The sequence below is a fragment of the Caballeronia choica genome, assembly GCF_001544535.1.
Taxonomy (GTDB): Bacteria; Pseudomonadota; Gammaproteobacteria; order Burkholderiales; family Burkholderiaceae; genus Caballeronia; species Caballeronia choica.
Genome location: NZ_FCON02000028.1, coordinates 1 through 26,409, shown reverse-complemented (window position 1 = coordinate 26,409; position 26,409 = coordinate 1). Strand labels below are relative to the sequence as shown.

At 61.3% G+C, this 26,409-nt stretch carries 22 protein-coding genes and 2 pseudogenes; 12 read left to right on the top strand and 12 right to left on the bottom strand.

The annotated features are described in order from the left end of the window. The first annotated feature begins 251 nt into the window (after positions 1–251). A pseudogene (locus tag AWB68_RS14975) lies at positions 252–3,082 on the top strand (ATP-dependent Clp protease ATP-binding subunit). A gap of 48 nt (positions 3,083–3,130) precedes the next feature. Here AWB68_RS14975 and AWB68_RS14970 read toward each other — a convergent pair. From AWB68_RS14970 to AWB68_RS14960, 3 genes are all read right to left on the bottom strand, one after another. Continuing rightward, positions 3,131–3,403: a UBP-type zinc finger domain-containing protein gene (locus AWB68_RS14970; RefSeq protein WP_087645134.1), complete on the bottom strand. Its 273-nt coding sequence runs from the start codon at positions 3,401–3,403 to the stop codon at positions 3,131–3,133. A 56-nt stretch (positions 3,404–3,459) separates the two neighbouring features. Continuing rightward, positions 3,460–4,695 (bottom strand): NAD(P)/FAD-dependent oxidoreductase, encoded by a 1,236-nt coding sequence (locus tag AWB68_RS14965; protein ID WP_087645133.1) that lies wholly within the window; start codon positions 4,693–4,695, stop codon positions 3,460–3,462. A gap of 479 nt (positions 4,696–5,174) precedes the next feature. After that, positions 5,175–5,381 carry a hypothetical protein gene (locus AWB68_RS14960; RefSeq protein ID WP_235028342.1) on the bottom strand — a complete coding sequence of 69 codons (207 nt, stop codon included), beginning with the start codon at positions 5,379–5,381 and terminating at the stop codon, positions 5,175–5,177. Between the two features lie 798 nt (positions 5,382–6,179). On the opposite strand from AWB68_RS14960, the gene AWB68_RS14955 reads away from it, so the two are divergent. The 4 genes from AWB68_RS14955 to AWB68_RS14940 all read left to right on the top strand — a co-directional run bounded on the left by AWB68_RS14955 (position 6,180) and on the right by AWB68_RS14940 (position 11,320). Beyond that, positions 6,180–7,394 (top strand): alkene reductase, encoded by a 1,215-nt coding sequence (locus tag AWB68_RS14955; protein ID WP_087645132.1) that lies wholly within the window; start codon positions 6,180–6,182, stop codon positions 7,392–7,394. Positions 7,395–7,401: 7 nt separating this feature from the next. Continuing rightward, a complete protein-coding gene (locus AWB68_RS14950) occupies positions 7,402–7,839 on the top strand; it encodes a host attachment protein (protein ID WP_327382576.1) in 438 nt (145 codons plus the stop codon). Positions 7,840–8,335: 496 nt separating this feature from the next. Further along, positions 8,336–8,638: a putative quinol monooxygenase gene (locus AWB68_RS14945; RefSeq protein ID WP_087645131.1), complete on the top strand. Its 303-nt coding sequence runs from the start codon at positions 8,336–8,338 to the stop codon at positions 8,636–8,638. A 30-nt stretch (positions 8,639–8,668) separates the two neighbouring features. Next, positions 8,669–11,320, top strand: a complete 2,652-nt coding sequence (locus tag AWB68_RS14940; RefSeq protein WP_087645130.1) for an excinuclease ABC subunit UvrA — start codon at positions 8,669–8,671, stop codon at positions 11,318–11,320. 253 nt (positions 11,321–11,573) lie between these two features. Here AWB68_RS14940 and AWB68_RS14930 read toward each other — a convergent pair whose 3' ends face one another. Continuing rightward, positions 11,574–13,253 carry an ATP-binding protein gene (locus AWB68_RS14930; protein WP_087645129.1) on the bottom strand — a complete coding sequence of 560 codons (1,680 nt, stop codon included), beginning with the start codon at positions 13,251–13,253 and terminating at the stop codon, positions 11,574–11,576. A gap of 4 nt (positions 13,254–13,257) precedes the next feature. Then, positions 13,258–14,775 (bottom strand): ATPase domain-containing protein, encoded by a 1,518-nt coding sequence (locus AWB68_RS14925; protein ID WP_087645128.1) that lies wholly within the window; start codon positions 14,773–14,775, stop codon positions 13,258–13,260. 307 nt (positions 14,776–15,082) lie between these two features. On the opposite strand from AWB68_RS14925, the gene AWB68_RS14920 reads away from it, so the two are divergent. After that, the gene (locus AWB68_RS14920) at positions 15,083–15,382 is read left to right on the top strand and encodes a hypothetical protein (RefSeq protein ID WP_087645127.1); all 300 of its coding nucleotides are present in this window, start codon (positions 15,083–15,085) and stop codon (positions 15,380–15,382) included. A 325-nt stretch (positions 15,383–15,707) separates the two neighbouring features. Here AWB68_RS14920 and AWB68_RS14915 read toward each other — a convergent pair whose 3' ends face one another. Beyond that, positions 15,708–16,163, bottom strand: coding sequence for a response regulator (locus AWB68_RS14915; protein WP_087645126.1), 456 nt, complete (start codon positions 16,161–16,163; stop codon positions 15,708–15,710). 803 nt (positions 16,164–16,966) lie between these two features. Between AWB68_RS14915 and AWB68_RS14910 the strand changes: the two genes are divergently transcribed. Beyond that, positions 16,967–17,743, top strand: coding sequence for a hypothetical protein (locus AWB68_RS14910; RefSeq protein ID WP_087645125.1), 777 nt, complete (start codon positions 16,967–16,969; stop codon positions 17,741–17,743). Positions 17,744–17,971: 228 nt separating this feature from the next. Here AWB68_RS14910 and AWB68_RS14905 read toward each other — a convergent pair whose 3' ends face one another. After that, positions 17,972–18,247, bottom strand: a complete 276-nt coding sequence (locus tag AWB68_RS14905) for a YlcI/YnfO family protein (RefSeq protein WP_087645124.1) — start codon at positions 18,245–18,247, stop codon at positions 17,972–17,974. 284 nt (positions 18,248–18,531) lie between these two features. Here AWB68_RS14905 and AWB68_RS14900 point away from each other — a divergent pair, with 284 nt between their 5' ends. After that, complete coding sequence (locus AWB68_RS14900; RefSeq protein WP_235028341.1) at positions 18,532–18,693, top strand: hypothetical protein; 162 nt, start codon at positions 18,532–18,534, stop codon at positions 18,691–18,693. Between the two features lie 28 nt (positions 18,694–18,721). On the opposite strand, the gene AWB68_RS14895 is transcribed toward AWB68_RS14900, so the two are convergent. After that, the gene (locus AWB68_RS14895; protein ID WP_087645122.1) at positions 18,722–18,997 is read right to left on the bottom strand and encodes an HU family DNA-binding protein; all 276 of its coding nucleotides are present in this window, start codon (positions 18,995–18,997) and stop codon (positions 18,722–18,724) included. 272 nt (positions 18,998–19,269) lie between these two features. Here AWB68_RS14895 and AWB68_RS49425 point away from each other — a divergent pair. Beyond that, positions 19,270–19,470 (top strand): annotated as a pseudogene (locus tag AWB68_RS49425) (hypothetical protein); the annotation flags it as partial. A 350-nt stretch (positions 19,471–19,820) separates the two neighbouring features. Then, positions 19,821–20,825, top strand: coding sequence for a low-specificity L-threonine aldolase (ltaE, locus tag AWB68_RS14890; protein WP_087645121.1), 1,005 nt, complete (start codon positions 19,821–19,823; stop codon positions 20,823–20,825). On the opposite strand, the gene AWB68_RS14885 is transcribed toward ltaE, so the two are convergent. From AWB68_RS14885 to AWB68_RS14870, 4 genes are all read right to left on the bottom strand, one after another. Next, complete coding sequence (locus tag AWB68_RS14885) at positions 20,815–21,135, bottom strand: GntR family transcriptional regulator (protein ID WP_087645120.1); 321 nt, start codon at positions 21,133–21,135, stop codon at positions 20,815–20,817. The two genes, ltaE and AWB68_RS14885, sit on opposite strands and share 11 nt — an antisense overlap. Positions 21,136–21,336: 201 nt before the next feature. Beyond that, positions 21,337–22,230, bottom strand: coding sequence for an NAD(P)-dependent oxidoreductase (locus AWB68_RS14880; protein WP_087645119.1), 894 nt, complete (start codon positions 22,228–22,230; stop codon positions 21,337–21,339). 42 nt (positions 22,231–22,272) lie between these two features. Further along, positions 22,273–23,427 carry an alcohol dehydrogenase gene (yqhD, locus tag AWB68_RS14875; protein ID WP_087645118.1) on the bottom strand — a complete coding sequence of 385 codons (1,155 nt, stop codon included), beginning with the start codon at positions 23,425–23,427 and terminating at the stop codon, positions 22,273–22,275. 597 nt (positions 23,428–24,024) lie between these two features. Next, positions 24,025–24,486: an RES family NAD+ phosphorylase gene (locus AWB68_RS14870; protein ID WP_087645117.1), complete on the bottom strand. Its 462-nt coding sequence runs from the start codon at positions 24,484–24,486 to the stop codon at positions 24,025–24,027. An 11-nt stretch (positions 24,487–24,497) separates the two neighbouring features. Between AWB68_RS14870 and AWB68_RS14865 the strand changes: the two genes are divergently transcribed. Together AWB68_RS14865 and AWB68_RS14855 are read left to right on the top strand one after the other, a co-directional pair. Next, positions 24,498–24,659, top strand: a complete 162-nt coding sequence (locus tag AWB68_RS14865) for a DUF2382 domain-containing protein (RefSeq protein WP_235028340.1) — start codon at positions 24,498–24,500, stop codon at positions 24,657–24,659. An 846-nt stretch (positions 24,660–25,505) separates the two neighbouring features. After that, entirely contained in the window at positions 25,506–26,312 is an 807-nt protein-coding gene (locus AWB68_RS14855; protein ID WP_087645116.1) for a transglutaminase-like domain-containing protein, read from the top strand. Positions 26,313–26,409 lie beyond the last annotated feature (97 nt).

Below are 26,409 nucleotides of genomic sequence, written 5' to 3'. Positions count from 1 at the left end.
ACAGGGTGAACGTCGAAAGGTTGCGCAGCAATTGAGTGTGATGACAAGCCAGGTAGGACCGGGACTCGCTAAACCTGAATGATGTGGAGAGCTTCGAGCTCGCCGGAGAAATGAGGTGCGGGTCAGCGAATTTCATAGGGGCCCGCAGCGGCTGTACCGGCTGCAACAAGGCCGGATATAAAGCCGCAGCCCATCCTGTCAGTCTGAACACACGAAAACTGTTGCAAACGGGACGCGTTCATATAAACATCATGGCCACTTGCAGCGTTTGCGGCAAACCGGCGACCTCGCAGATCACGATCACCGAGAACGGCCAGCGCCGTCAGTTGACGCTGTGCGACGAGCACTACATGCAGTTCATGGCCCGCAACCAGCGCAGCCTCTCGCCGCTCGAATCGCTCTTTCACGGCGGCCTTTTCGAAAGTCTCTTCGACGACATGTTGTCGCCGCTCGAAGGCAGGCGCGGCGGCTGGCAACCTCTCGGCCAGGCGGACGAGACGCACGCGAGTGGGGGGAAGGCGCGGGCGGCGGCGGCGAGTCGGGGGGCGAACGCGAGCGGCGGCCCGCCGGCCGGCCGCGTCGGCATCGCCGAGCGCGCGAGGCCGTCGACCTGCAGACGTTCCTGAGCGAGAGCGGCCTGGAGCGCTTGCAGGCGGCCGCGCAAAAGGCGGTCGAGTTCGGCAAGTCCGAAGTCGATACCGAGCACCTGCTGCTTGCACTCGCCGACAACAACGTGGTGCAGGAGATTCTGCGCGAATTCAAGCTCGATCCCGAAGAGGTCAAGAAGAACGTGGATCAGAACGCACCACGCGGCACCCGCGCCGAGAAGACGGACGAGGAACGCATCGGCGTATCGCCGCGCGCGAAAAGCGCGCTTGAAAATGCGCTCACCGCGTCGCGGGAACTCGGCCACAGCTACGTCGGACCGGAGCACATCCTGATTGGGCTCGTGGAAGAGGAAGACGGCTTCGCGGGCGAGCTGTTGCGCAAGTACGGGCTATCGTCGCATGCGCTCCGCCAGAGGACGGTCAAGGTGGTCGGCAAGGGCGCCGAGGAAGGCACCGTCGAGGGTCGCTCCACCACGCCGACGCTCGACAAGTACGCGCGCGACCTGAGCGATCTTGCACGGCGCGGCAAGCTCGATCCGGTGATCGGCCGCGACAAGGAAATCGAAACGACTATCGAAGTCCTTGCGCGTCGGCGCAAGAACAACCCGGTGCTGATCGGCGAACCGGGCGTCGGCAAAACGGCGATCGTCGAAGGTCTCGCGCAGCGCATCGCCCAGGACCAGGTGCCAGAAGTGCTGCGCGGCAAGCGTGTCGTCGAGCTGAATATCAACAGCGTGGTGGCGGGGGCAAAGTACCGCGGTGAGTTCGAAGAGCGCGTGAAGCAGGTGCTCGATGAGATCGTCGAGAACCAGGACCGGTTGATCATCTTCATCGATGAACTGCATACGATCGTCGGTGCCGGCCAGGGCGGCGGCGAAGGCGGGCTCGATATCGGCAACGTGTTCAAGCCTGCTCTCGCGCGCGGCGAACTGCATCTCGTGGGCGCCACGACGCTCAACGAATACCAAAAGTACATCGAAAAGGACTCGGCGCTCGAGCGGCGCTTCCAGCCGGTGAACGTGCCCGAGCCGACCGTCGCGGAAACCATCGAAATCCTGCGCGGACTGCGTGACCGCCTTGAAGCGCATCACAAGGTGAAGATTACCGAGGAGGCCATCGCGGCCGCGGCGAAGCTGTCGGACCGCTATATCGCCGCACGCTTCCTGCCGGACAAGGCCATCGACCTGCTCGATCAGGCGGCCGCTCGCGTGCGCATTTCATCGAATTCGCGGCCGACACAACTGCGCGACATCGAGGCGACCATGCGTCGCACACGCCAGGAACAGGATGCGGCAAGCGCCGCCAAGCGGTTCGACAAGGCAAAGGAACTGGAAGACAAGCTCGTCTCCGAACAGAAGCGCCTGAACGATGCGACCGAAGCGTGGAAGAAGGAACGCGGCACCAGTTCGCAAGAGGTCACAGCAGAGGACATCGCGCAGATCGTGGCGTCGCTCACGGGCGTGCCCGTGTCTGAACTCACCGCCGAGGACCGCGAGAAACTGCTGCGTCTCGAAGACCGTCTGAAGGAACGGGTGGTCGGCCAGGACGAGGCGGTCAGCGCCGTCGCGAAGGCGGTCCGACTGTCACGCGCCGGTCTCACCGAAGGCGGCAAGCCGACCGCGAGCTTCCTTTTTCTCGGACCGACGGGCGTGGGCAAGACCGAACTCGCCAAAGCGCTCGCCGCCTCTGTGTTCGGCGACGAGAACGCGCTGGTGCGCATCGACATGAGCGAGTACTCCGAGCGGCATACCGTAGCGCGGCTGGTGGGCGCGCCTCCGGGCTATGTCGGCTATGAGGAAGGCGGCCAGTTGACCGAGCGGGTGCGGCGCCGCCCGTATTGCGTGGTGCTGCTCGACGAGATCGAGAAGGCGCATTCGGAGGTGCACAACATGCTGCTGCAGCTCTTCGACGAAGGCCGCCTCACCGACGGCAAGGGCCGTCTCGTCGATTTCACGAACACGATCATCATCGCGACGAGCAATATTGGTTCACAGATGATCCAGGACAACGTGCGATCCGACAAGAAGCAGCTGGACTACCCCGCGCTGCGCGACCGTCTGATGGAAGTACTGCGGCATCACTTCAGGCCCGAGTTCCTGAACCGGGTCGATGAAGTCGTCGTGTTCCATGCGCTCGGCAGGGAGCAGATTCGCCGCATCGTCGATCTGCAACTCGCGCGCGTGCAGCGCACCGCGGCCGGGCAAAACATTGAGTTGTCATTCGACGATTCGTTGCGCAATCATCTCGCGGAGATCGGCTATGACCCCGAGTTCGGCGCACGAATGCTAAAGCGCAAGATCCGGGCGGAAGTGGAATCGCAACTCGCCGATGCGCTGCTGCGGGGCGACGTTCGCGACGGTGATAAGGTCACAATGACCTACGACTCCGGTACGCACTCTGTGCGTGTGCAGAAGGGCGCAGCGCCCGCAGAAGCGCCGAGCGAAGGGGCGAAACAAGAACCGGCGCATACGTAACACCGGCATTGCTTGAACGGGACGCCGCCCGCCCGTGCGGGTGGCTGGTCACGATTCAAGTTCGCCTACGACGATCTCGTCGCGATAGCACCAGATCCACGTTTCGCCGGGTTCGATTGAACGCACCAGCGGATGGCCGGTCGCGTGAAAATGCTTGCTTGCATGCCGGTTGGGCGACGAATCGCAACAGCCGACGTGTCCGCACGAAAGACAAAGCCTCAAATGTACCCACGGCTGGCGAAGCTTGACGCAGTCCTCGCAATAGTCGATGGGCGTGTGGAGAATGCGGGCCTCGCCTAGATGCGTGCAACCGGGGGTCATGATCGTACTCCTCTGAGAGGTGCGCGCAGACGTGTGATTCAAGCTTGCGCTTACGCTCACGCGCTATTTAAATAGCGATGCACCAGCGCCACAGCCATTGCGCCCTCGCCGACTGCCGACGCCACGCGCTTGATCGACGCGTGACGTACGTCGCCCGCTGCGAATACGCCAGGCACAGAGGTCTCCAGATGTAGCGGCGCGCGTTCGAGCGGCCATTTCAGGTTCGACCGATAATCCTGCAGGTCGGGACCGGTTACGAGATAGCCGCCTTCATCTCGGACAATGCCAACCTCCTGCGCCCACTCGGTCTGCGGCACGCCGCCAATGCAGATGAATAGCCAGTTTGTCATTACCGTGCGTTGCCGGCCAGTGCGCACATCGGTCAGTGTGATCTCCTGCAACACGTCACCGCCTGCGAGTGCGGTAACCTCAGTGCACGTGCACCTTTCAATGTTCGGCGCCGACATGATGCGATCCACCAGGTATTGGGACAACGTGTTCTTAAGCGACGCGTCACGCACGAGCAAATAGACGCGGTTGGCCGACTGCGAAAAATGCATGGCGGCCTGTCCCGCCGAATTGCCGCCGCCCACCACATAGACATCTTCGTTATAGATCAGCGCCGCCTCACTCGCGCCGGCGCCGTAATAAAGGCCCGCGCCGAAAAAGCGCTCCTCACCTTCCAGGCCGAGCGTGCGATATGCCACGCCGGTGGCGCAGATCGACGTGCGCGCCGTAATACGTGTGCCATCCTCCAGATAGACGATGCCCTGGCCGGGCGGAAATTCCGCGCGCACGCCGGCGCGCGCTATCAGGATGTCGGCGCCGAACTTGATGGCCTGGACGCGGGCCCGTTCTGCCAGTTCCGCGCCGCTCACGCCGTGTGGGAAGCCCAGATAGTTCTCGATTTTTGAACTACTGCCTGCCTGACCGCCCAGCGCCCAACGCTCCACCAGTACGGTATGCAGCCCTTCCGATGCTCCGTACACGGCCGCGCTCAATCCCGCCGGTCCTGCGCCGTAAATCGCCAGATCGTAGCCTTCACGGGATGGACTCGCAAACCAGCCGAGCTTCTCGGTGATTTGCCGGATAGTGGGACACTCGAGCCGCGTGCCGTCGTGGAAGACGCAGACCGGCAAGCGCGAGTCGGAAAGATGCTGCACGTGCGCCAGTTCCTCCGCTTCTTTACCGCTGCCAAGTTCGATCCATTCGAACGGTATGTCGCAGCGATGCAGGAAGTCGCGGATCGCGTAGCCGTTAGCGCTGCGCATGCGTCCATAGATCCTGACCATGAACAGGTCGGCCTTTGAGGAGGTTCAGGAGTTTCTTTCGTTTCATGCACTTCACTAGCAGGCAGTCCGCGGCTAGATAACAGCGGTTGGCCATATCCCTGCACCGTAAGCGCACCGTAGGGCGGTGTCTTTCGCAATCCTGCCGGGTTTTGTTGGCTTTCTGCTGACGCTTCCATAACATCGGTCGTGCGTCTCTTCCAGCTTGCGGTCAACAAAAACGCGTGCCCCATTCGAGGCCGTTGCGCACCGCGTCTCCTGCGTCAGTCATTCCGGCTGAACCATCTCTGGACGAAATTCCGCCACTGGCTATCTGCATGACGCACACTCACTGTGTACCTTCTACGCGCCGTTTCCGTTCTGCTCCGGCTGTACCACGATCTCCTAGCCTCGATGCTCAAACACGTGCGTTTGTATGAGCCCCTCGGGTTTCGTATCAAGGCGTCAATCGGGAAGCATGAACTCGGTACGCATGTCTTCGATCACCTTCTGGACATGATGTACCCAAAATCTGCGCCGAGGTCATTGAGCGGCACGACGTTCCAGTTGCGGCCGGATGCGTCGGGCGGGTGCCGCTCTGGCAGCGGTATGCGCACGTGCAAAGCTACCGGCGCGTCAGCGGCGATTTTCGCCATGCGGTTTTGCAGTTCGTCGCGAATCTGCTCCGCGGTTCGAACGGTCTTCGGCATCGGTCTGGCTCCTTCGGTCGCACGTCAGGATCGGGAGTGAACGGGCGCATACGTTCCTCTTGCGCGAGCATGCGCCGACGATGTTTTAAGTCTAGTCGCTAATCCGGATAGCCACCGACAAATGCAATGACCCTCCACCTACCTGACGAGAGACGCAGAAAGGAGACCACGCTCCCGGGCCGACGGCATCAACTGCGCAGATGGACGATCTTGACGCGTCGCCGCAGTCGAACAGCCCTCGCCCGGCAGTTGCTCACGCCGGCCCGGCCTGACCCCGATACCGGTCATGGCGACAGGCATGATGGAATCCAACTTGCATCCGACCGCGCTCGAAGGCGCCGCCGAAGCCACCGAGATGATCGTCAAGGTTCTTTCCGGACCGTTGAGCGACTGGCCGGCAGGCGTAAAGGCCTGCTCCCGCCCGACGACGGCCCCGCTGCATCGACCAGGGCGCTCTCCCTCTATGGCCCGACTGCACCATCCCCGTGCCGAAGTCCGAGGCGAGCGCCTCGGTCGTGAATCTTTCGAAAGCACCAGAGCAGCCGAGGGCATGGCAGGGCCCCATCCCCGATGGAGCGATGGACCGGGAGACCGGGAGACCGGGAGACCGGGAGACCGGGAGACCGGGAGACCGCAGAATCGTGACACATCTGAGCAGAAACCGGAAAGAAGCCCGCGTCGGGTCATGGCTAGACTGGGCGGAGAGGGGGATCCTGTCGATGTGGATTTGACGCCGACGCTTCGATGCGTCTATGGCAACACTTTTCGGGCCGAGTCAAGAACAGAAGGAGCGAATTTATGCCCGATACGGAAATCGCGCCCGGGGAAGCGCGGCAACACGACGAACAAATTCCGCTGCGCAAGCTCTTCGAACCCCTAAGGGTGGGACCGCACAACCTGCGTCATCGTGTCGTGATGGCGCCGCTTACGCGTTCGCGCGCGAGCCGACCAGGCAACATACCGTCGCAGCTCAACGCCTGCTATTACGCGCAGCGTGCAGCGGCCGCGCTCATCATCAGTGAGGCGACGCAGGTGTCGATGCAAGGACAGGGCTATGCGTGGACACCTGGGATCCATAGTCGCGAGCAGGTCGAAGGCTGGCGGCTCGTGGCGGACGCCGTGCACGAGACGGGCGGGTTGATGTTCATGCAGCTCTGGCACGTCGGACGCATATCGCACCCCTCATTGCAACCCGATGAAATGTTGCCCGTTGCACCCTCTGCGGTCCAGCCGAAAGCGGAGGCGTTCATTGAGAACGGGCGCGGCGAAGGTGTCGTCGCGCCCTGCGCCACGCCTCGCGCGCTGCAGGTCGAAGAGATGCCGTATCTCGTGCGCCAATACTTCAGGGGTGCGCGCAACGCAAAGGCTGCCGGTATGGACGGCGTCGAAGTGCACGGAGCGAACGGCTATCTACTCGACCAGTTTCTGTCGTCCGGCACGAACCGTCGCACGGACGAATACGGCGGATCGAGCGACCGTCGGGCCAAGCTGCTATTCGAGGTGATCGAAACGGTTTGCGAAGTGTGGGGGCCGGAAAAGGTCGGGGTGCGGCTCTCTCCTCTTGGCACCTTCAACGACATGCATGACGACGATCCCGAGGCGACCTTTTCCTATGTTATCGAGAAGCTCAATCGATACCGGCTGGCCTATTTGCACATCGTCAATCCCGCGCTGGCGGCGACCGGTGAGGATGTCGCTTTCACGGAGCGCGCGAAACGCATGAGCGAGATGATACGCCGCACCTATCATGGTGTGCTGATGGTCGCGGGCGGGTTCGACGGCGGCAGTGCGGAAAAATGGCTTGAGGACGGCAACGCAGACCTGATCGCGTTCGGACGCTTGTTCATCGCCAATCCCGACCTGCCGGAACGCCTGCGGTCGCACGCTCCGCTCAATTCGCCGGATCCGTCAACGTTCTACGGAGGCGGCGAGCGCGGCTATACCGACTATCCATCGCTCGCGCAGGAGCGCGGGGAGACCCCACGGTCCGTCATCGATGGGCGCTGGAGATAGACTGTCGTTGACCGGCAAGCTCGCTGGCGTCAGGCGACGATTTGCGATGGCCGCCGAGCCGGCGACCGATCACGCTGAGAGGCGCACCATGGCTGTCACTACCTGGGTTGTCGTTGCCGACGGCAGCCGTGCTCGAATCTTCGAGACCCCGGGACTCAAATTAGAATTGCGGGAAATCGAAGACCTCGTCAATGTCGTCTCTACTGGACCGACGCTGAGCGAGAAGGATCGCGAACAATTCGCAAAGACCGTCGCCGACTATGTCGAACAGCGACGGCTTCATCACCGGTATCGGCGATTGCGATTTGCCGCGGAGCCGAAGTTTCTCGGGATGCTGCGCGAGCGCCTGAGCGAGGAGACGCGTCAGATGATTTTCGAAGAGATCAACGAAGATCTCTCGGCCCTCGATGCGCGCGAAATTCAAGCGCACCTGCGAAGGCATTGACGGCGACCTGCGCGGTCGTAGACCGCATCAAATGTGTCACCGCCCATACCTTGACAATTCGGGCCGACGAACCGCAGTAGCGACAATTTTGCTTGCAGTCGAACCAAATAAAACCGTCGGGAGCGTTAAAAAAACGTCGGGCTCGCGCCCGGTGAGCGCCTAGCCTTCCAGGCTCGAAGACCACCTTCCAATATTTCGAGCGTAGCGCAAACTTGGTCACTACATGACTTCTCCAAATCGGTACGAACATCGCCAAGAGAATCCACGAGCACCGGATCGGTTGGTTGGAATCCGCATCGCGGGAATCGCCGTGGCCGCACGCCGCGCCCGGGCAAGACCTGACGGAATTCATGGCAAGTACGCGGGCGATCTCCGCGATCTCGCCCGGTGCGGCGTCCATATGACGAATCGGCCTTAAGCAGCCTAGAATTCGACGTAAGCTGAGGTATGCGACTCATTTGTCCGTCACCTCAGTGCGTGCAACAGGAGCGATGTCATGGTCAAGACCGCGTTGTTCGTCCGGCTGGAAGCGAAGCCGGGCAAGGAGCAGGAAGTAGAAGCCTTTCTGATGGGCGGATTGCCGCTCGTCGAAGCGGAGCCCGCAAGGATCGCGTGGTTCGGCCTGCGCCTCGGGCCGTCCACGTTCGGCATCTTCGATACTTTTCCCGACGAAGCCGGCCGCCAGGCGCATCTCTCGGGCAAGGTCGCCGAGGCGCTGACGGCGAAAGCCGCGGACCTTTTTGCCAGGCCGCCCGAAATCGCGCACGTCGACGTGCTCGCGGCGAAGCTGCCCGGCTAGCTGGCCTGCGGATTGCTGTCTCCGCAGCGGATGAACTCCCGTCCGAAACACTCCCCCGAAACCGCGCGCGATGGTTTCGTGCGCGTGCGCGGCGCACGCGAACACAACCTCAAGAACATCGACGTCGACATTCCGCGCAATGCGTTCGTCGCATTCACCGGCGTGTCCGGCTCCGGCAAGTCGTCGCTCGCGTTCGGCACGCTCTACGCCGAGGCGCAGCGGCGCTACTTCGAGTCGGTCGCGCCTTACGCGCGCCGGCTGATCGAACAGGTCGGCGTGCCCGAATTCGATTCGATCGAAGGACTGCCGCCCGCCGTCGCGCTTCAGCAGCAGCGCGGCACGCCGAGCGCGCGCTCGTCGGTGGGAAGCGTCACGACGCTTTCTAGCCTGGTGCGCATGCTGTACTCGCGCACCGGCAGCTATCCGCCGAAGCAGCCGATGCTCTACGCCGAGGACTTCTCGCCGAACACGGTCCAGGGCGCATGCCCGACGTGCCACGGGCTCGGACGCGTGTACGAAGTCACCGAAAAGTCGATGGTCCCCGACGATAAGCTCACAATTCGCGAGCGCGCGATCGCCGCGTGGCCGCCCGCGTGGCACGGGCAGAATCTGCGCGACATCCTCGTCACGCTCGGCTACGACGTAGATGTTCCATGGCGCGATCTGCCGAAAAAGGACCGCGACTGGATCCTTTTCACCGACGATACGCCCACGGTGCCCGTCTACGCCGGCTTCACGCCCGAGGAAACGCGGCTTGCGCTCAAGCGCAAGATGGAGCCGAGCTATCAGGGCACGTTCACCGGCGCGCGCCGCTATGTGCTGCACACGTTCGCGAATACGCAAAGCGCGTTGATGAAGAAACGCGTGTCGCGCTATATGATCGGCAGCGAGTGCCCGGCGTGTCACGGCAAGCGATTGAAGCGCGAGGCGTTGTCCGTGACGTTCGCAGGACTCGACATCGCCGCGTTCTCGCAGATGCCGCTCGCGCGCCTCGCCGGCCTGCTCGGCCCGATCGCGCGCGGCGAACTGCCCGCGCACACCCACGGCATCGACGGCGACAGAGCGATCCTCGGCAAGCAGGCGATGCGCGAAGCGAGCGAGAAGCGCGTCGCAGCGGGCGGCTCCGCGCACAAGGCGGCGCCGAACGTGCGGCGTACGCCGAACATGTCGGACGAGAAGCGCGTCGCAGCGCAGCGCATCGCGGAGGAATTGCTCGAGCGCCTGACGACGCTGATCGACCTCGGCCTCGGCTACCTCGCGCTCGACCGCGCGACGCCTACGCTTTCGTCGGGCGAATTGCAGCGCCTGCGCCTGGCCACGCAGCTCGCATCGCAGTTGTTCGGCGTCGTGTACGTGCTCGACGAGCCCTCCGCAGGGCTACATCCCGCCGATGGCGAAGCGCTTTTCACGGCGCTCGAGCGGCTGAAGGCGGCGGGCAATTCGCTTTTCGTCGTCGAGCACGATCTGAACATGATGCGACGCGCGGACTGGCTCGTCGATGTCGGCCCGGCCGCGGGCGAAGCAGGCGGTCACGTGGTGTACAGCGGGCCGCCGGCGGGGCTCGCGAAGGTCGAAGCGTCGCAGACGCGCGAGCATCTCTTCGGCACCCACAAGCGTGCCGCGAACACTCCGCGCACGCCTTCGGGCTGGTTGCGGCTCGCGAAAATCACGCGGAACAATCTGCACAAACTCGATGCCGCGTTTCCGCTCGGCTGCTTCACGAGCGTGACCGGCGTATCGGGCTCGGGCAAATCGAGCCTCGTCAGTCAGGCGCTGCCGGAGCTCGTCGCGGGACGCCTCGGCCGCACGATCACACCCGACGCCGACGAAGAACTCGACCCGCTCCTCGCCGCCGATACACAGCCGACGGGCGGCGACATCGTCGAAGGAATGGAGGCGATCCGGCGGCTCGTGCGCGTCGACCAGAAGCCGATCGGCCGCACGCCGCGCTCGAATCTCGCGACCTACACCGGCCTCTTCGATCACGTGCGCAGACTCTTCGCCGAGACGCCGGCCGCCCGCAAGCGCCGCTACGACGCGGGCCGCTTCTCGTTCAACGTCGCGAAAGGCCGCTGCCCGACGTGCGAAGGCGAAGGGTTCGTCAGCGTCGAACTGCTGTTCCTGCCGAGCGTGTACGCGCCCTGCTCCACCTGCCACGGCACGCGCTACAACGCGCCGACGCTCGAAATCGAATGGCGCGGCAAGAACATCGCGCAGGTGCTGGGATTGACGGTCGACGCCGCCTGCGACTTCTTCGCCGACGAAGCGCAGGTCATGCGCGCGCTGCAAGTGCTGCAGGACATCGGCCTCGGTTATTTGCGGCTCGGCCAGCCCGCGACGGAGCTATCGGGCGGCGAGGCGCAGCGCATCAAGCTCGCGACCGAACTGCAGCGCGCGCAACGCGGCGACTCGCTCTACATCCTCGACGAGCCGACGACAGGCCTCCACCCCGCCGACGTCGACCGGCTGATGACCCAGTTGCAGGGACTCGTCGACGCGGGCAACACGGTGATCGTCGTCGAGCATGACATGCGTGTCGCGGCGCACAGCGACTGGCTGATCGACATCGGACCGGGCGCGGGCGACGACGGCGGAAGGACGGTTGCGTGCGGCCCGCCTCGTGAAGTTGCGAAAGTGGCGGAAAGCCGCACGGCCGCTTATGTGCGCGATCGTTTGTCGTAAACGTGAAAACAGCGGCCGAAGCCGTACTGCCGTTCAGTTAAGGTCCTTCTTCAGGTATCGAAAGGTGTAGCGGAAAAAGGTCTGGATTTGACGGCCCGAGTGCAACTGCGCCCGGGCCGTTTTTCATTTGGAAGTTCTTGGGCCGCTCGCGCATGCGAGTCAGGCAGCATGGGAAGTTTGCCGTGGCAACGATGTCAAGAGAAACCGTGTTCTGGCGTCCCCATGACAGTCTGCACAGATACGGTTGGCTGAATCAGTTGCTGAGGCCGAGGCGGACAGCTCGCGCCAGATCATCGAGCTGAAACGGCTTACGCAGGATAGTAAAGCCCTTTTCGGCCAGCTTCGAAATATCGACATCCGCGTAACCGGTAGCGAGAATCACCGGGAGATCGGCTCGCAGCTTTCGAGCCTGCGCAATCACCTCCATCCCGTTCATGCCTGGCATCGCGAAGTCGACCATCAGCAAATCGGGATCGTCATGCGCGAGCCGCCCCAGACCGCTTGGACCGTCTGGGGCCTCGGTAGCTATATATCCCAGCGTCTTCAGGCATTCAACGAGCATGGTGCGCACATCCTCGTCGTCCTCAACAACCAGAATACGCTTGACGCCCGCCGCACTCCGCTCCGGATCGGCGGCGGCCTTCATCTCTGACATGTCTTTCGCCCCGAGCGGAAGCCATAGTTCAACCGTCGTGCCCTTGCCCTGCTCGCTTTCGATGCGAGCCGTACCCCCGGCCTGCCGGGCGATTCCATACACTTGGCTTAGGCCAAGCCCCGTCCCCTTCCCGACAGGTTTGGTTGTGAAGAAGGGATCGAAAACTCGCGCAATCACGCTCGCCGGAATTCCAGAGCCGGAATCGCACACCTCTACTACAACATACCGGTCCGAGGTAAAGGTTTCGTCAGGCGCCAGCCGCGCTCCCGCTCGGATGGTCAGTCTGCCGCCGCTGGGCATCGCGTCTCGCGCATTGATAGCCAGGTTTAAAACGGCCAACTCGAGCTGGTTGGCATCCGCCCGAGTCCACAGTTCATCACCTTCGAAGACGGTGGTGTACTTAATCGACGAGCCCAGGGAAATGGAAATGATGTCGTGCATCCCCTGAAGCAACGTTATGACGTTTATCGATCTCAGATTGAGATTGCTGGTTCGGGAGAAGGTCAGGAGCTGCCCGGTGAGCTTCGCACCCCGCTCGGTCGCTCGCTTGGTGGTTGCGGCCATACTGCGGATGCGTTCATCGCCGCTTATGCGCGCGATGAGCTCGGCGTTGGCCATAATGACATTCAGCAGATTGTTGAAGTCATGCGCGATGCCGCCCGTCAACTGCCCGAGGGCCTCCATCTTCTGCGATTGGACCAGTACCGCCTGTACCTTTGCGCGCTCGTGGATTTCCCTCATCAGCCGGTTGTTAGCGGATGCAAGTTCCTCCGTCCTTTCGGCAATCCGGCTTTCGAGCGAATCGTTGAGACGCTCAAGCGCCTCTTGGGCCTTCGTACGTTCCACCAGATGTTGATGCGACTCGGCGAGGTGTCCGCGCGAATCGTACTGCCTGGCTCGTGCGCGAAGTGACGATGCGACCGCTCGACGCAGCGTCTCCGAATTGAGCGGTCGTTCGAGGACTACGACGTTACCAAGCTCTTCAAGCACCTGTATGCTTCGTGCAGAACGTCGTTCGACTCTCTTTCCAGCCAGCAGGGTAATCTGGAAGTCGGACCAGACGGGTTGCTGTCTCAGCCAGGCGAATAGATTGACGGCGTCGTCGGTCAACAACGCCTCCTCGGTAACGATCGCGGTCCCAGCGCCCTTAGCCAGCTCCGTCGCGAGCACCTGCGAATCGAGGCAAGCAAGGCATTGACGGCCGTCCGCCGCAAGTACGTCCGCAATTACGTCAGCGTCGCGGCCGAACGGCGCCAATATAAGAACGCGGTGCTCCATGGCTTTACTGTTCAGCAGTGTCGGAGGCGCCACCTGCCGTCGCGAGCATGGCGGTGGTGCCCTTGTATGCAGGCAAGCCACTGAGGATACCCTCGAAGTCGCGCAATGCCTCCCCGACATCCAGCCCGGTGTTGCCCAGGCGGAACTGACGTATGGAGCGCTCGTGCGCATTCGCCCGGCTCTTGAGGGCAGTCACGGCGGTCAGGACTTCGCCCTGACGCTCGAAGTAGCGGAACAGCAGTACCACGTCGCTCAGGTAGCTGACGTCAATGTCGCTTTCGATTTCACCGATGATTCCGTGCTGCCCGAGAACCAGCATCGTGACCACGCCCCGTTGATTGAGATAGGCGAGCAGCTCATGCATTTGAAGGAGGAGATAGCGTTCTCCGGGCATAGCCTGTAGGAATGCATTGAGACTATCGATCGCCACGTACTTCGCCTTTCCATACTCGACGCGGTTGCGTACATCGCTGGTGAATTCTCCCGGCGATATTTCCGCAGGGTCGATCTGGCGAAGCGTCAAGAGTCCGCTCTCGATGTGCGGCCTTAGGTCCATGCCGAGGTTGGCCGAGCGCAGCAGAAGCGTGTTGAGGGTCTCATCAAAAAGGTAATAGACGCACGGCTCGCCGCGTTCCAGCGCGGCCAGCAGGCACGACACGACCGTAGTCGTCTTGCCGACCCCAGACGGACCGATCATCAGCGCATTGGTGCCGGGCACCAGCCCTCCCCCGAGCAGCTCGTCGAGGCCCTCCGTTCCCGTACTGCGCGCGTGCCCTGAGAAGTCGCTGTGATGCTCCGCGGCCACCAGCCGCGGGTAGACCTTGATGCCACCCGTATCAAGTGTCATGTCGTGGTATCCCTCGCGAAACTTGATGCCACGCATCTTCGCGATTCGCAAACGGCGACGTTCTCCTCCGTAGTCGTGCGCGAGGTTATCCAGACTTACCACACCATGCGCGATGCTGTGCAACTGAAGATCGCCAGGCTCCGAGGTGTTGTCATCCAGGAGCACGACTGTGCAGGCGCGCGTGGCAAAGTAACGTTTCAAAGCGAGAATCTGTCTTCGGTAGCGAAGCGGATTCTGAGAAAGCAGACGCAGTTCAGACAAACTGTCGAAGACCAGCCGCGCCGGTTTGAGCTCGTCCACCTTCTCGATGACATCCCTCACCGTTTCGCCCAACTCCACTTCCGCCGGGTGCAGTACCGTTTGTTCGTATCGCGGATCGAGCCCCTCGTCGGATAAAAGCTCGATGATCGTAAGCCTGCTGACGTCCCATCCGTGACTGGCCGCGACGGCAACAAGTTCAGACTTGGTCTCCGACAATGTAACGTAGAGCCCGGCCTCACCCACTTCAGCGCCCTTGAGTAAAAACTGCAAGGCAAACGTAGTTTTGCCCGCGCCAGGCGCACCCTCTATGAGATACATTCGGCGCGGAGTAAGTCCGCCGCCGAGGATGTCGTCGACGCCGTCGACTCCTGAGGCGAGGCGCATTGGCACGGCCTCTTCTATGTTTTCTGCCATGGCTGTCGAGTAGGTGAGAATGACCGATCTGGCTGTGAGCGCTCGGAGAGTCGAGGACTTGCGACCGGCGTGTCGCAATAACCGGGCCACAGTAACACTCGACCAAGATCCGATTTCGGAACTTGTTCTGCGGACGACGCCCGGTCGACGCGGCGCGCTGCGACGCTGAAGTCGCCCGAAAGTCGCCCGGTACCGTACAGACAAAATTGCCGACCCATGCAACGCTGAAAGTTCAGCTTACAGGGCGTGACTCGTCCCGCCATTCAAGTGCATTATTTTTCTATGACGCACCACGCGGAGAAGTGCAATGCGCTACGACTATAAGTTGCACCATATCGACGCAACCGCGCGTGAGGGCCACGGTGCATATTTCGCAGATGCGTACGTTGACAAATTCCCGTCGACGTTCGACAAAGTTAGGGGGATCTGCGAATTGGTGGATGCCAGCCTAATTGGTTTCGAAACCCCCGATCAAGCAGTCGTCTTCGCCCTGAACTGCGGGGTCGCGTGGATCGACCATAATGCTGATCGGTCGACCATTGCCGTCGACACGTTGCAGCCGGCGGGGCTGCGTGCGCGTAGACGAGCTAAACGCCAAAGCACTTAGCGCAGCAATTGGCGATAGGCGTCCGCCTGCTCAGATGAAATCTCGTACAAGGCTTGTATTCCTAATTGCACACCCGCCGCTACATATCTCAAGGAAACCCCCTGTATCCAATCTATGTCCAGTGCGGCGCTGACGTTGATTTCCGAACGGTAGGCCTCTAGATCAGGTTCAGCGCGCACGTCTTGGGGCAATCCAATGAGAAGACCCGAATCCAGAAATCAATTTTTTGAATTCTGTCGAGATCGCTGCAGCGCGGAGAAAGCCGCTGCGTCGTCAGATGTGCTGTCTTCTCGCTAATGCCTCACAAATGTAAGTCGCATTGCTATCAGCGTTCGAGATCGCAAGAGAAAAATCCCTCTAAGAGGTCCGCCATCTGCCACATCGGGCAGGGACGGCGGCAGTGTCCATCAAAGCCGACTTCCTTTAAGCGTTCAACCGACTCTTCCGGCATGAAACTGCTCATCGCAATGAGCAGTCCATGCTCGTTTCCCTTGAGCAAATCTATCTCGCGTACGAATGCATCATCGTCGAGGCCACCAATACGCGTATCGAGAAAGATTGCGTACGGGCGCCATTGGTCAAGGATTGAACGGGTCGCGGCAACGTCGATGGCGTGTTTCGCCTGAAACGCCTTCAGGCATAGCAACACCACGAGGGACTCGCCGACGGATGGATCGGGATGGGCAACGAGGACTCGCCGCGCATCCTTTGTGGCTTTAACCGTTTTGCGCTGCCACAGCGCGAATTGGGCAGAACTAGCCTCGGCAGCACGGCTTGTCATCTCATGCTCCCAGACCGAGTCTCGGTACTCTACGTTCCTGCCGGCCCCATACGCCGGCTACAGTGACGCAGGCAAGCGTCGAGTCAGACACCTCATTGATTGCCCCACCCGATGCAGAAAATAAGCACGCTTTACTTCTGGGTGCGAGCAGTGATCCTCGCACTCGCCTCGCAAAATGTCCAGTGGGTTCGAAGCATCGGAAATCCGCATCCTCGGGGACGCGATCGGACCCCAACCCGTCAATAAGCGACTTTTCGACCGCACGGGGTACGATTGACGGACAATTCGATTATGGCGTTGAACAGCGCTGAAGGACCGACTTACCGCTCGCGACTAACTCAGGCGGGAGCAGGACGAACGTTCGACATCCCGGCGCGCGCCGTGGCATTCGCTGTCCTTGCGGTGTCTTGCGGCTGGTCGGCATTCATTCCCTGCAGCAAACAGTTCGAACTAACAACTTCGCACGTCAAGTCGAAGATGCGGCCCGCATTGTTTCTTGACAGTCGACCGAACCGCAACGACTGGCATAGGTGCGGTTGGTCGCTACTCTGCGGCGCCCGTCGGTTTGCAACTGATAGTCGATGAAAGGCTCGCCGCCCTTCTTGATCGGACGGATCGGTCTAAAACCCTGCTCGCGCACTTGTTCCGCCCTTCCCGTACGGTTGTGAGCGCGCGCCGGCACTTTCTTCGTTAGCGTAATCCGTGAACACGGCTAGTAGAATTACCGAACGTCAACCGTCCCCGAAGCCCGCTATACAATTAGATAGCTGCTCCCTCCCACCGACCTCCCGAACGAAGCCGCCATGAGCCGTGTCAGCAATACCCGGTTAAGTCCCCGCGAAGCCGCTGCCCTGCTCGTCGCCGCAGATCGGAGGGAGCACGCCGAACGTGCGGGTGCGGCGGCCGCAGAGCAGGCTCGATTTCAAACCCAGTTGGAAGCACACGCAACCCGAATCGTCGAACTGGAACACCAGCTAGCGGCTCAGGCAGCGGCCGCGGAACCGGCGCACGCGCGCATTGCCGCACTCGAAAAGCAGCTTGCCGACGCGCGGGAACGGGGTGAAACCAAACTCGACGCGCTACGTGCGACGCACGAACAGGAAGTCGGCGCACTGCACGCGTCGGCCGCGATGCGCAACCAGTCGTTTCAGACGGAACTGGACAAGGCCGTGCAGCGAATGGAAGGCGACCAAAACCGCATGACGAAACAGATCAGCGAGGCGCGCGCCGACCAGAAGCGCGCCGAAGCCCTGCTGTTGAAAATGCAGCAGACGAGCGAGTCGTCGCAGACCGAAATGAGCGCGCTGCGTGCCGAACTGGCTGACAAGACCTGCGTCATCGAGCAGCACAAGGAGACAACAGCAAAAAAAGAGGCCGAATTAATAAAGCTGCAAGCTGAACGGGAAAATCTACTCAGCGAATTAGCTGCGGCGCGCAGCAAGCTGGAAGCCAGTGAGGCGCTCGTGGCCTCGCTAGAGCCGTGCGCCGCTGCAGCGGGATCCCCATCGACGCAGGTGAAAGCGAAGCGAATTTCTGGAGCCGGACGCGGCAAAGCCAGACGCACATCAAAAATAGAATAATAAATGACCGCCCGGTGCGGCCGTCTTACGTCCCGGACCGTTCGTACGCGCGGTAAGATTGCCGCCACGAGACGATTTGCCTGTACTCGACGATTGACGACTCGATGCAGATACTCGAAGCGCGAGAGTCTCGCACCGTCGAGAGCGGCGGCGATCTTGCTTCATGCGTTGCGCGCATTTTCTCGGCACTGGCCTATGCGCAGACGAAGTCTTAGGTGTCTCTTTAATTTAGCTTGCTTGGTCGGTGTATAAGCCGCCAAAAAGGTCTGAAGTCGCATCGCTCGCCTGTTGCTGCAACAGTAACCTGCCGTTCTGGACTTGCGAAAGAAGATCCGGCGGCAACCACGTATTTTCCATCGCGCCGATACCGCTCTCGATCATCTGTTGCAAGAAGAACGACTGCTTGCGTCCCGTTGTTTCAGCCAAGAGTCGTAACCTTTGCTCGATCTGAGGATCGACCCGTACCGCGACCACCTTTAGCTTGTTTTCGGCGTTTCTTTTCACCGCACGCTCCTGTTAGCGTTTTAACTTTTAAACAGCCGGAAACGGACGCCTCCGCGCATCGCTTCCACCATATCATCCACTGGCATCGCAACACTTATTAGCGGGATGATCAGCCGCAGCTGATTCACCCGATTTGATTCGGGCATAGTTCCTCTACATAATCGAACCAACGACGCGCGTACAGGCAGCGATCCGGGCGTACTTGGGCATAAGGACGTCATCGCATTCCTTCCGCCGCATCTATGCCTGCCTCCCTCGGTCGCGGCCGCATCAAGCGCAAACCAATGCGCGGCACACTCGTGCGCTATCAGGACCGCATCGCCGAAGTTCTCGGCGAAGCACGCGGACAGCGAGTGATGATTCGCTCGATTCACGCCGATGGCCGTGAGCGCCGCACCGCCGTCAAGTGGATCAATCTGCTGCCGCTCGACGGCCGGCATTTCTAGCCAGCCTGGCTTTGCCGATCCCACAGGCTTACTGATTCACGGCGTCCTTGAACGCCTTGCCGGCGGTGAACTTCACCGTTTTGGCGGCGGCGATCTCGATCGTCTCGCCCGTCTGCGGATTGCGGCCCGTGCGCGCAGACCGTTCGCCCGTGGCGAACGTGCCAAATCCAATCAACTGGACACTGTCGCCGCCGGCGACCGCTTTGGACACGGCGTCCAGCACAGCGTCTATTGTATCGGCTGCCGCGCTCTTGCTGATCCCGACGTCCGATGCGACCGCGTCGATCAGTTCCTGCTTGTTCATGGCGACTCCTTGCAAAGATTAAATCTAGACCGAGTGCACTCAGCGCCCGCTACCTTACCGGACGAGCCGCCCGCGCGCAAATCGGCGCGCTGTTGAAGCTAAGAGGCCTTGCGGTCACGACTATACGCAAAGCGCACCGACTCGTTTCAGCCGAGTCGAACCCACCTCGAACTCGAGCCGCCACACAGACAGCCCTCGACCATGTGTCCGCACGCCCGGTCCTGACCTGCTGTCGTCATCAGGGTGTCATGCGTTGTACGGCGAGCACCGAGATGGACCATGGTTATCTCGATTTTGATCGCGAGGATCGGCCCCGGCTGTTGTGTTGGCTCACCTGCGGCTGCCTGGGTGCCTGCTATTTTGAAGGCAGCTGGCCTCACGCGGACTTTCCGATCGAAGATGCACGCCGATGGCTTGATCGTCACCGACGCTCTGCCGACTGGCTGACGACGGCCAAGCTAGCCGCCAAGGCGCTACGCGCTGAACAGAGTGAACCGCAGCCTCGGCTTCGCCGACGCGTATCCGTTCACGCTCGCGCCCAAGATGATCGACAAGCCGCGCTTCGGTCATAGGATGATCGCGAGTGCGGGGACGTCGAGCGAACCGATGCCGAAGCAAATTTCGTCTGATCGGAAAAAATCGAAAAGGGCCCAACCATCCGATAGAAATCGCCGATCAGGCAACACGTTTGCAGCGGTATCGTGCGACTCGGCAGGCCACAGTAACCGTGACTGGATATACTTTTGCGGATTCATCAACCAAGATGCCGCGCGGGCCATTCGAGTCGTTGCGGAGTGCCGTTAACCCACGCAGGAACTCTCACATGATCGATTTGCGCAGCGATACCGTCACCCGTCCGACTCCGGCGATGCTCGCGTCCATGACGGCCGCGCAGACAGGCGACGACGTTTGGGGCGACGACCCGACCGTGTTGCGCCTTCAGGCGGCGACGGCCGAGCGTGCCGACAAGGAAGCCGGCCTCTTCTTTCCGAGCGGCACGCAGAGCAACCTGGCAGCCCTGATGGCCCATTGTGGGCGCGGCGACGAATACATCGTCGGCCAGCTTGCCCATACCTATAGGTACGAAGGCGGCGGCGCAGCGGTGCTCGGCAGCATTCAGCCTCAACCGATCGAGAATGCGCCTGACGGCTCTTTGCCGCTCGCCAAGATCGGCGCGGCGATCAAGCCGATCGACGACCACTTCGCACGCACGCGACTGCTCGCGCTGGAGAACACCATCGGCGGCAAGGTGCTCCCGGCTGGCTACGTGACCGATGCGGTGCAACTGGCGCGCAGTCGGGGGCTCACGACCCACCTCGATGGCGCGCGCGCGTGCAACGCGGCCGTCGCATCGGCGCAATCGATTGCAGCGCTGTGTGCGCCGTTCGATTCGATTTCGATCTGTTTCTCGAAGGGACTCGGCGCGCCCGTCGGATCCGTTCTGGTCGGCAGCAAGGCGCTTATCGACAACGCTCATCGCTGGCGCAAAGTACTGGGCGGCGGCATGCGGCAGTCCGGGCTGCTCGCCGCTGCGTGCCTCTACGCGCTCGAACACAACGTTGCACGTCTCGCAGAAGATCATGCAAACGCTGCGCATCTCGCGGAGCGGCTGGAGCAAATCGAGCAGGTAAAGGTTCAGTCGCATGCGACGAACATGGTCTTCGCCGAGTTTCCGCAGGAACACTGCGCGCCGCTCGAAGCGTGGCTCAAGGAGCGCGGAATCCTGACGCAAATGCTCTACGCATCGCGCTTCGTCACACACATGGACGTCACGCGGGCCGACATCGATACCTTTGTGGCATCAGTGCAGCAATACTTCACGCGCTGAATCCACGGAACGGGCGCAGCGCGGCTTTGGGGCCCGGCACCGTATTTGGCGAATCAGCACGACGTGGTAGCTCCAAGTAGCCGCGTTCCTTGCGCCTGTTACCGCTCGTGAGGCCACGTCGCCGGGTTTCCCGCAAAGCCCGGCAAACTGTATTTACGTGCAGGCCCAGCAAATCGGCCAACATTCGCTGCGAAGGTAGCCTGTCCCCGGCTCCATACGCCCCCTCGCGGATGGCCATTTCGATGACATGGGCCAAAGCCAGAAATGCGGGGCTCGAATATTGGGCGAGTTGGAAAATGGATTTGCACATACCGACCTTTTCGTGTGTGACTGACTACGCTGGATATCCTGGCGAGCCCAACGGAATTTGGGTCGAGCGTTCGCGGAAGCTTGCCCGATAACGAGCGACCTCACAGGAGGACGGTGGCGTCGCTCGATCTCGCGGCGCGATATAAGGCGTCACCAGAAATGTCGGCCGGCTGGATATACCGTACTGCGCATCCGTGGCGTTTCAACGCTGCTTGAGCACTCCTGCTTCGTCCAGCGCACAAAGCGCGACCGGCGACCAATCGTGCTCAGCACCAATACCTTGCGCGCGCAACGCAAGGAAACGATTGTGAACGAGGCTCGCGAGGGGCAGCGGAACACTGAGCGCGTCGGCGGCGGCGCGCATCAGGCGATTGTCTTTTTGACCGAGCGGCAGTGAAAAGCCAGCGGGTTGAAAGCGCTGCGACGCAATCAACTGACCGTAGATCTTGTAAGGCGGCGCGTTGAAGTTCGCGCTCGTCAGCAGCTCGACGAGGTGCATCGGGTCGATCCCTGCCTTGCCCGCAACGGCGCATGCCTCTCCCAACGTTTCGATGATCACCGATAGCATGAAATTGCCGATGAGCTTCACGAGGTTCGCGTGCGACGGGTCGGGACCGACGATACCGACCGACTGCCCGAGCTGCTCGAGCAGCGGCACCGCAACGCTCAGATGCTCGTCCGCGCCGGCGGCCATGATGAACAGCTTGCGTGCGGCCGCTGCGTCGGGTCGGCCGAACACCAGCGCGGACACGAATCCCAGGCCGGCTTCGCGATGCGCGAGCGCGACATCCTGTGCCGTGGCGACGCCGATCGTACTCATCGAGACATGAAGCGCGCCGGGTCTGAGGCCCACGAGAATGCCCGCATCGCCGAACGTGACCGATGTGAGTGCGTCATCGTCGGCCACCATCGTGAACACAACGTCGGCCGAACGGGCGGCCTGCGCGGGACTTGCCGCGACGATAGCGCCGGCTTCGCGCAGCGGTTCCGCACGTAAAGGGTTACGGTTGAAAACGTGAACATCGTTCCCGGACTTGACGAGGTTCATCGCAATCGCCGCGCCCATGGAACCGAGTCCGATAAATCCAATCTGCATGATCAATCTCCGAATGAAGCGGATAAATGGAGCAAACGGTGCTCAAACCGCAAGCTGATAAACCCGGCGGCTGACCTCGGGCGTCACGTCGCCGTGCTCGCCCAGCGCTGTCATGCCGTGCTCCTCAAGTTTTGCCATCAATGTGCCAATGGAGCTGCCGCCGATCTGATAGTCGCGCAATCGAGTCCCGACCGACATCCGCTCGAAGAACACGCGCGTCGCCGTGATCGCTGCGGTGATGCGTTCGGCTTCAGTGCCTTGCACGATGCCCCATACGCGCTCCGCGTACTGCAGCAGCTTCGCGCGCTTCTGCTCGCGGCGCACGCTCAGCATCGCCGGCAGCACGATCGCAAGCGTTTGAGCGTGATCGAGTCCGTGCAACGCGGTGATCTCGTGGCCGAGCATATGCGTCGCCCAGTCCTGCGGAACGCCTGCACCGATCAGGCCATTCAGCGCCAGCGTCGCCGTCCACATCAGGTTTGCTCGCACGTCGTAGTTGTGTGGTTCGGCGAGCGCTTGCGGGCCGATTTCGGTCAGCGTGACGAGCAGCCCTTCTGCGAAGCGGTCCTGGACCCTTGCATCGACAGGGTAGGTCAGATATTGCTCGACGATATGCACGAACGCATCGACCACACCGTTGGCGATCTGCCGCGGTGGCAACGAATAGGTCGTCGTCGGGTCCAGCACCGAAAAGCGCGGATAGGTCGCCTCGCTGCGGAACGGCAATTTGTCGCCCCTCGCGCGGTAGCTGATGACTCCGCCACTGTTCATTTCCGCGCCGGTGGCTGGCAGCGTCAAGACGCTTCCGAAAGGCACCGCGTCGTGCACCTCGGCCTGCTTTGCCAGGATGTCCCACGGTTCGCCGTCGAATTTCAGCGCTGCCGCGATGAACTTCGTACCGTCGATCACCGAGCCGCCGCGGACTGCAAGGAGAAAGTCGACCTTCTTGTCGCGCGCGAGCGCAACCGCTTCCATCAAGGTTTCGTAGGTCGGATTCGGTTCGATGCCACCGAACACAAACCACGCCCGATGACCAAGCGCCGCCTGCACTTGCGCGAGCACGCCGTTGCTCTTGATGCTCCCGCCGCCGAAGGTGATCAGAACGCGTGCCTCGCACGGCACGTGAGCGTCAAGTGCTTTGATTTGGCCTTCGCCGAATAGGATTCTGGTCGGATTGTGGAAAGTGAAATTTTGCATGACTTGTTCGGGAACGTTTAGACGGTCCATTTTTGGATAAACACCTGTCACCCTGTTCCGGTAAACGGCATGGTGGTCACCGCGACCGTAGCAAATCCGGACACTTTCAGTTAAGGGGAAGGTTTGCCACGCGTTGACCACTTGTCCGGCGCATGTTTGCGCGCGCGTCGACGTTGTGGTAAATGGTCTTCACGATCGAATTCGACCCGCTGACTTCTTTCCGTTGACGCGCGCGGCATTCAACCGCCGCGCGCCCACCGGCTCTCGGTTCCACCTCTTGTGTTCCGCGCAGGTATGCGTTGCCCCATCCTTTGCGGCGCGCCTGCTTTGCGCCGATCGACCGCGGGATTCGCTCAGCTTGTCTTGGCAGGACTGGCGATATTCACGGGGCTGTCGTTCGGCGATGCCGTCTGTTCGAGGTGTGACGCGTCAGCTGCGTACCGGATTGCGGTCCAGGGAACTCATGCATGCCCGTTGAGCGAACATGCGGGACGATTATTTCAGCCGCATTCGTCGATCACAAGAAGGCACTTCACGGTTCCATACTTTCCCCGCGGAAACAAATTGATGTGACGGGGCTTATACAGAACCGCTGAACTACTTGCCGTTCGAAAACAGCCGCCGATCCCAGACAACTGGGCGCTGCTCGGAAACGACGAATCCCGAAGCGTCGGGATGCGTCGGATTCACGAGAACATTCCGCTCGGCGCGTGCGACCACTGAGGGAACCAGCAGCACAGCTGACCGCGCCTCCTCGAGCCAACGATCTCCAACCTGGCGCGCGATCCTGGCGTCCGTTCCATCCCATCCTGCGGGCAACTCATCTGCTTCGACGCGCTCGATGTCAACGCCATCGGGCACCGTCGCCTCTACGTAGACGTGGTGGCGTGGTACTTTGCCGATGCGCGCGTGGAGGAGAACTTCGAGCATCGCGCCAGCGAAGTTCAACGCGCCATGGATGACCGGGCGACCTGGACTGTTGAACCGGCCACCGACTAGCATTGCGCCCGTTCCGCGCCAGACGGGATGGCGACTGTCAGCGATTCGGAAGATCGTCAGCGAGCATTCCCGTGGCCAAGACTGCCCATGTGATTGAAGAAGTTGTTGTAGGCCGTCAGGCGACCGAACGTACGGAGACGATCAATGAGACCCTGCACGGTACCGAGGTCGAAGTCGAGCGGGTCGATGGCGACCTGCCCGCGGAGGTCCGAAGCGCGGGAAGCCTGGGTTAAGTCCCTCCTGTGAAGCCCTGTAGGAAGCGTGGGCGCCGACAAGCACACTTTCGTGGACTTCCCGGCGCCCCTTTAATTGGAGTCGACATGAAAACCTTTGGACGATGAAGAAACGGTTTATGAGCATGTGGCTGAGCGGCGCGAATGCGACGATCGGCTCCGCACGGGCAGAGCGAGCGCGATGGCCAAGCGAGCGGTGGTCATTTTTGCACCACCGCTCTGATGCCGTCCGAGCCACAAAAGCGCAAAACTCGGTATTAAATTTAGAGCAAGATTTCCTTCAGAGATGCTCCCGATCCCGGTTAGATCGACCGTTGTTCGTCACGTTGTCGAGTTTTATCCCGTGCCCAGGTCGTCCGCTCTTTCCTCGCCCCCAACACATAGCTTGAGGCGAACACCGCGACCGTCCCCTGCGGGCACCCTCATCCTGCAAAAGGAAAAAGCAACGGATACCGAGAAAGCACGAGGAGCGGTTCAGAAAGTCGCTGGCAAAGTGCACGACGCGGCAGGCGACCCCTTGGGCAACACCTCGACGCAGCTTAAGAGCAGAGCGCGTGAAGTGGGCGGCAAGGCGCAGCAACTTCATGCTGACGCCGCAACAGTTGTCCGGGACAGAGGCACCGGAAATTCCCTCGGCACCTTGGCGCTCGTCGCTGTCGCAAGTTTTTTGATAGGCGTACTGTGGTCGAACAGCGGTTCGAATCCGGCCCGAAGGAATACCGAGAGAGAGTGGAAAAACCGAGTCCAGAAAAATAGTCGGAACACCGAGCGTTACTGACGCATCACCGTCGGACCCGCGGAAGAACCGGACGTCCAATTTGACCCACAGCATCGAGTGCCTGTTACATGAAACTCCACGTTGGCTTCCAGTTGACCTATTCCTGTCCGCATGCGACACCGGCGGTGCTCATGTTGAACACGCATCCATCGGTGGCGGACAAAGTCGTCATGGCCGACCGCATTTCGTTCGACCCGCCATTGGCGTTCACGCACTATTATGATGCGTTTGGCAACCTGTGCACCCGCATTGTCACGCCTTCTCATGGATCTTTGCGGGTCGCCACCGAAGGGGTGCTCGAGGTTCCTGGCACCCCGGAAACCTATCCTGCTGACGGCCATCAGCATTCCGTTGAGGAGCTCCCCGACGACTGCCTTCAGTTCCTGTTAGGCAGTCGCTACTGCGAAACGGACCTGCTATCGAACATAGCGTGGGAGCGGTTCGGCAGCCTTCCTCAAGGGCGCGCCCGGGTCCTCGCGATCTGTGACTACGTTCACGCCCATATCAAGTTTGACTACAAAAAGGCACGCCCTACCAGGACGGCGTTCGAAGCCCACCAGGAAGGTATCGGCGTGTGTCGCGATTTCACTCACTTGGCGGTCGCACTGTGCCGGGCCATGAATATTCCCGCGCGATACTGCACAGGCTATATCAGCGACGTCAACCTTCCCCCGCCTTACGCGGCCCAGGATTTCTGTGCATGGTTCGAGGCGTACCTCGGAGGCGCGTGGCAGACCTTCGATCCTCGCAATAACGCACCGCGTACCGGCCGCGTGCTCATGGCACGTGGCCGCGATGCGACGGACGTCCCGATCAGTATGACGTTCGGAGACGCGGCCTTAGTCGAATTCAAGGTGATATGCGAGCCTGGCTGATGATTTTCACGATCGCCTCGACATCGTTCACGACTCGTCCGCGATGAAGACGTTTCACTGTACCAGTTGCGGACATTTGATCTTCTTCGAGAACGTT

Coding starts and splice junctions, on each gene's coding strand:
- AWB68_RS14970 (WP_087645134.1), bottom strand. CDS start 3,403: ATGACCCCCGGTTGCACGCATCTAGGCGAGGCCCGCATTCTCCACACG.
- AWB68_RS14965 (WP_087645133.1), bottom strand. CDS start 4,695: ATGGTCAGGATCTATGGACGCATGCGCAGCGCTAACGGCTACGCGATC.
- AWB68_RS14960 (WP_235028342.1), bottom strand. CDS start 5,381: ATGCCGAAGACCGTTCGAACCGCGGAGCAGATTCGCGACGAACTGCAA.
- AWB68_RS14955 (WP_087645132.1), top strand. CDS start 6,180: ATGCCCGATACGGAAATCGCGCCCGGGGAAGCGCGGCAACACGACGAA.
- AWB68_RS14945 (WP_087645131.1), top strand. CDS start 8,336: ATGGTCAAGACCGCGTTGTTCGTCCGGCTGGAAGCGAAGCCGGGCAAG.
- AWB68_RS14940 (WP_087645130.1), top strand. CDS start 8,669: ATGAACTCCCGTCCGAAACACTCCCCCGAAACCGCGCGCGATGGTTTC.
- AWB68_RS14930 (WP_087645129.1), bottom strand. CDS start 13,253: ATGGAGCACCGCGTTCTTATATTGGCGCCGTTCGGCCGCGACGCTGAC.
- AWB68_RS14925 (WP_087645128.1), bottom strand. CDS start 14,775: ATGGCAGAAAACATAGAAGAGGCCGTGCCAATGCGCCTCGCCTCAGGA.
- AWB68_RS14920 (WP_087645127.1), top strand. CDS start 15,083: ATGCGCTACGACTATAAGTTGCACCATATCGACGCAACCGCGCGTGAG.
- AWB68_RS14915 (WP_087645126.1), bottom strand. CDS start 16,163: ATGACAAGCCGTGCTGCCGAGGCTAGTTCTGCCCAATTCGCGCTGTGG.
- AWB68_RS14910 (WP_087645125.1), top strand. CDS start 16,967: ATGAGCCGTGTCAGCAATACCCGGTTAAGTCCCCGCGAAGCCGCTGCC.
- AWB68_RS14900 (WP_235028341.1), top strand. CDS start 18,532: ATGCGCGGCACACTCGTGCGCTATCAGGACCGCATCGCCGAAGTTCTC.
- AWB68_RS14895 (WP_087645122.1), bottom strand. CDS start 18,997: ATGAACAAGCAGGAACTGATCGACGCGGTCGCATCGGACGTCGGGATC.
- ltaE (WP_087645121.1), top strand. CDS start 19,821: ATGATCGATTTGCGCAGCGATACCGTCACCCGTCCGACTCCGGCGATG.
- AWB68_RS14885 (WP_087645120.1), bottom strand. CDS start 21,135: ATGTGCAAATCCATTTTCCAACTCGCCCAATATTCGAGCCCCGCATTT.
- AWB68_RS14880 (WP_087645119.1), bottom strand. CDS start 22,230: ATGCAGATTGGATTTATCGGACTCGGTTCCATGGGCGCGGCGATTGCG.
- yqhD (WP_087645118.1), bottom strand. CDS start 23,427: ATGCAAAATTTCACTTTCCACAATCCGACCAGAATCCTATTCGGCGAA.
- AWB68_RS14855 (WP_087645116.1), top strand. CDS start 25,506: ATGAAACTCCACGTTGGCTTCCAGTTGACCTATTCCTGTCCGCATGCG.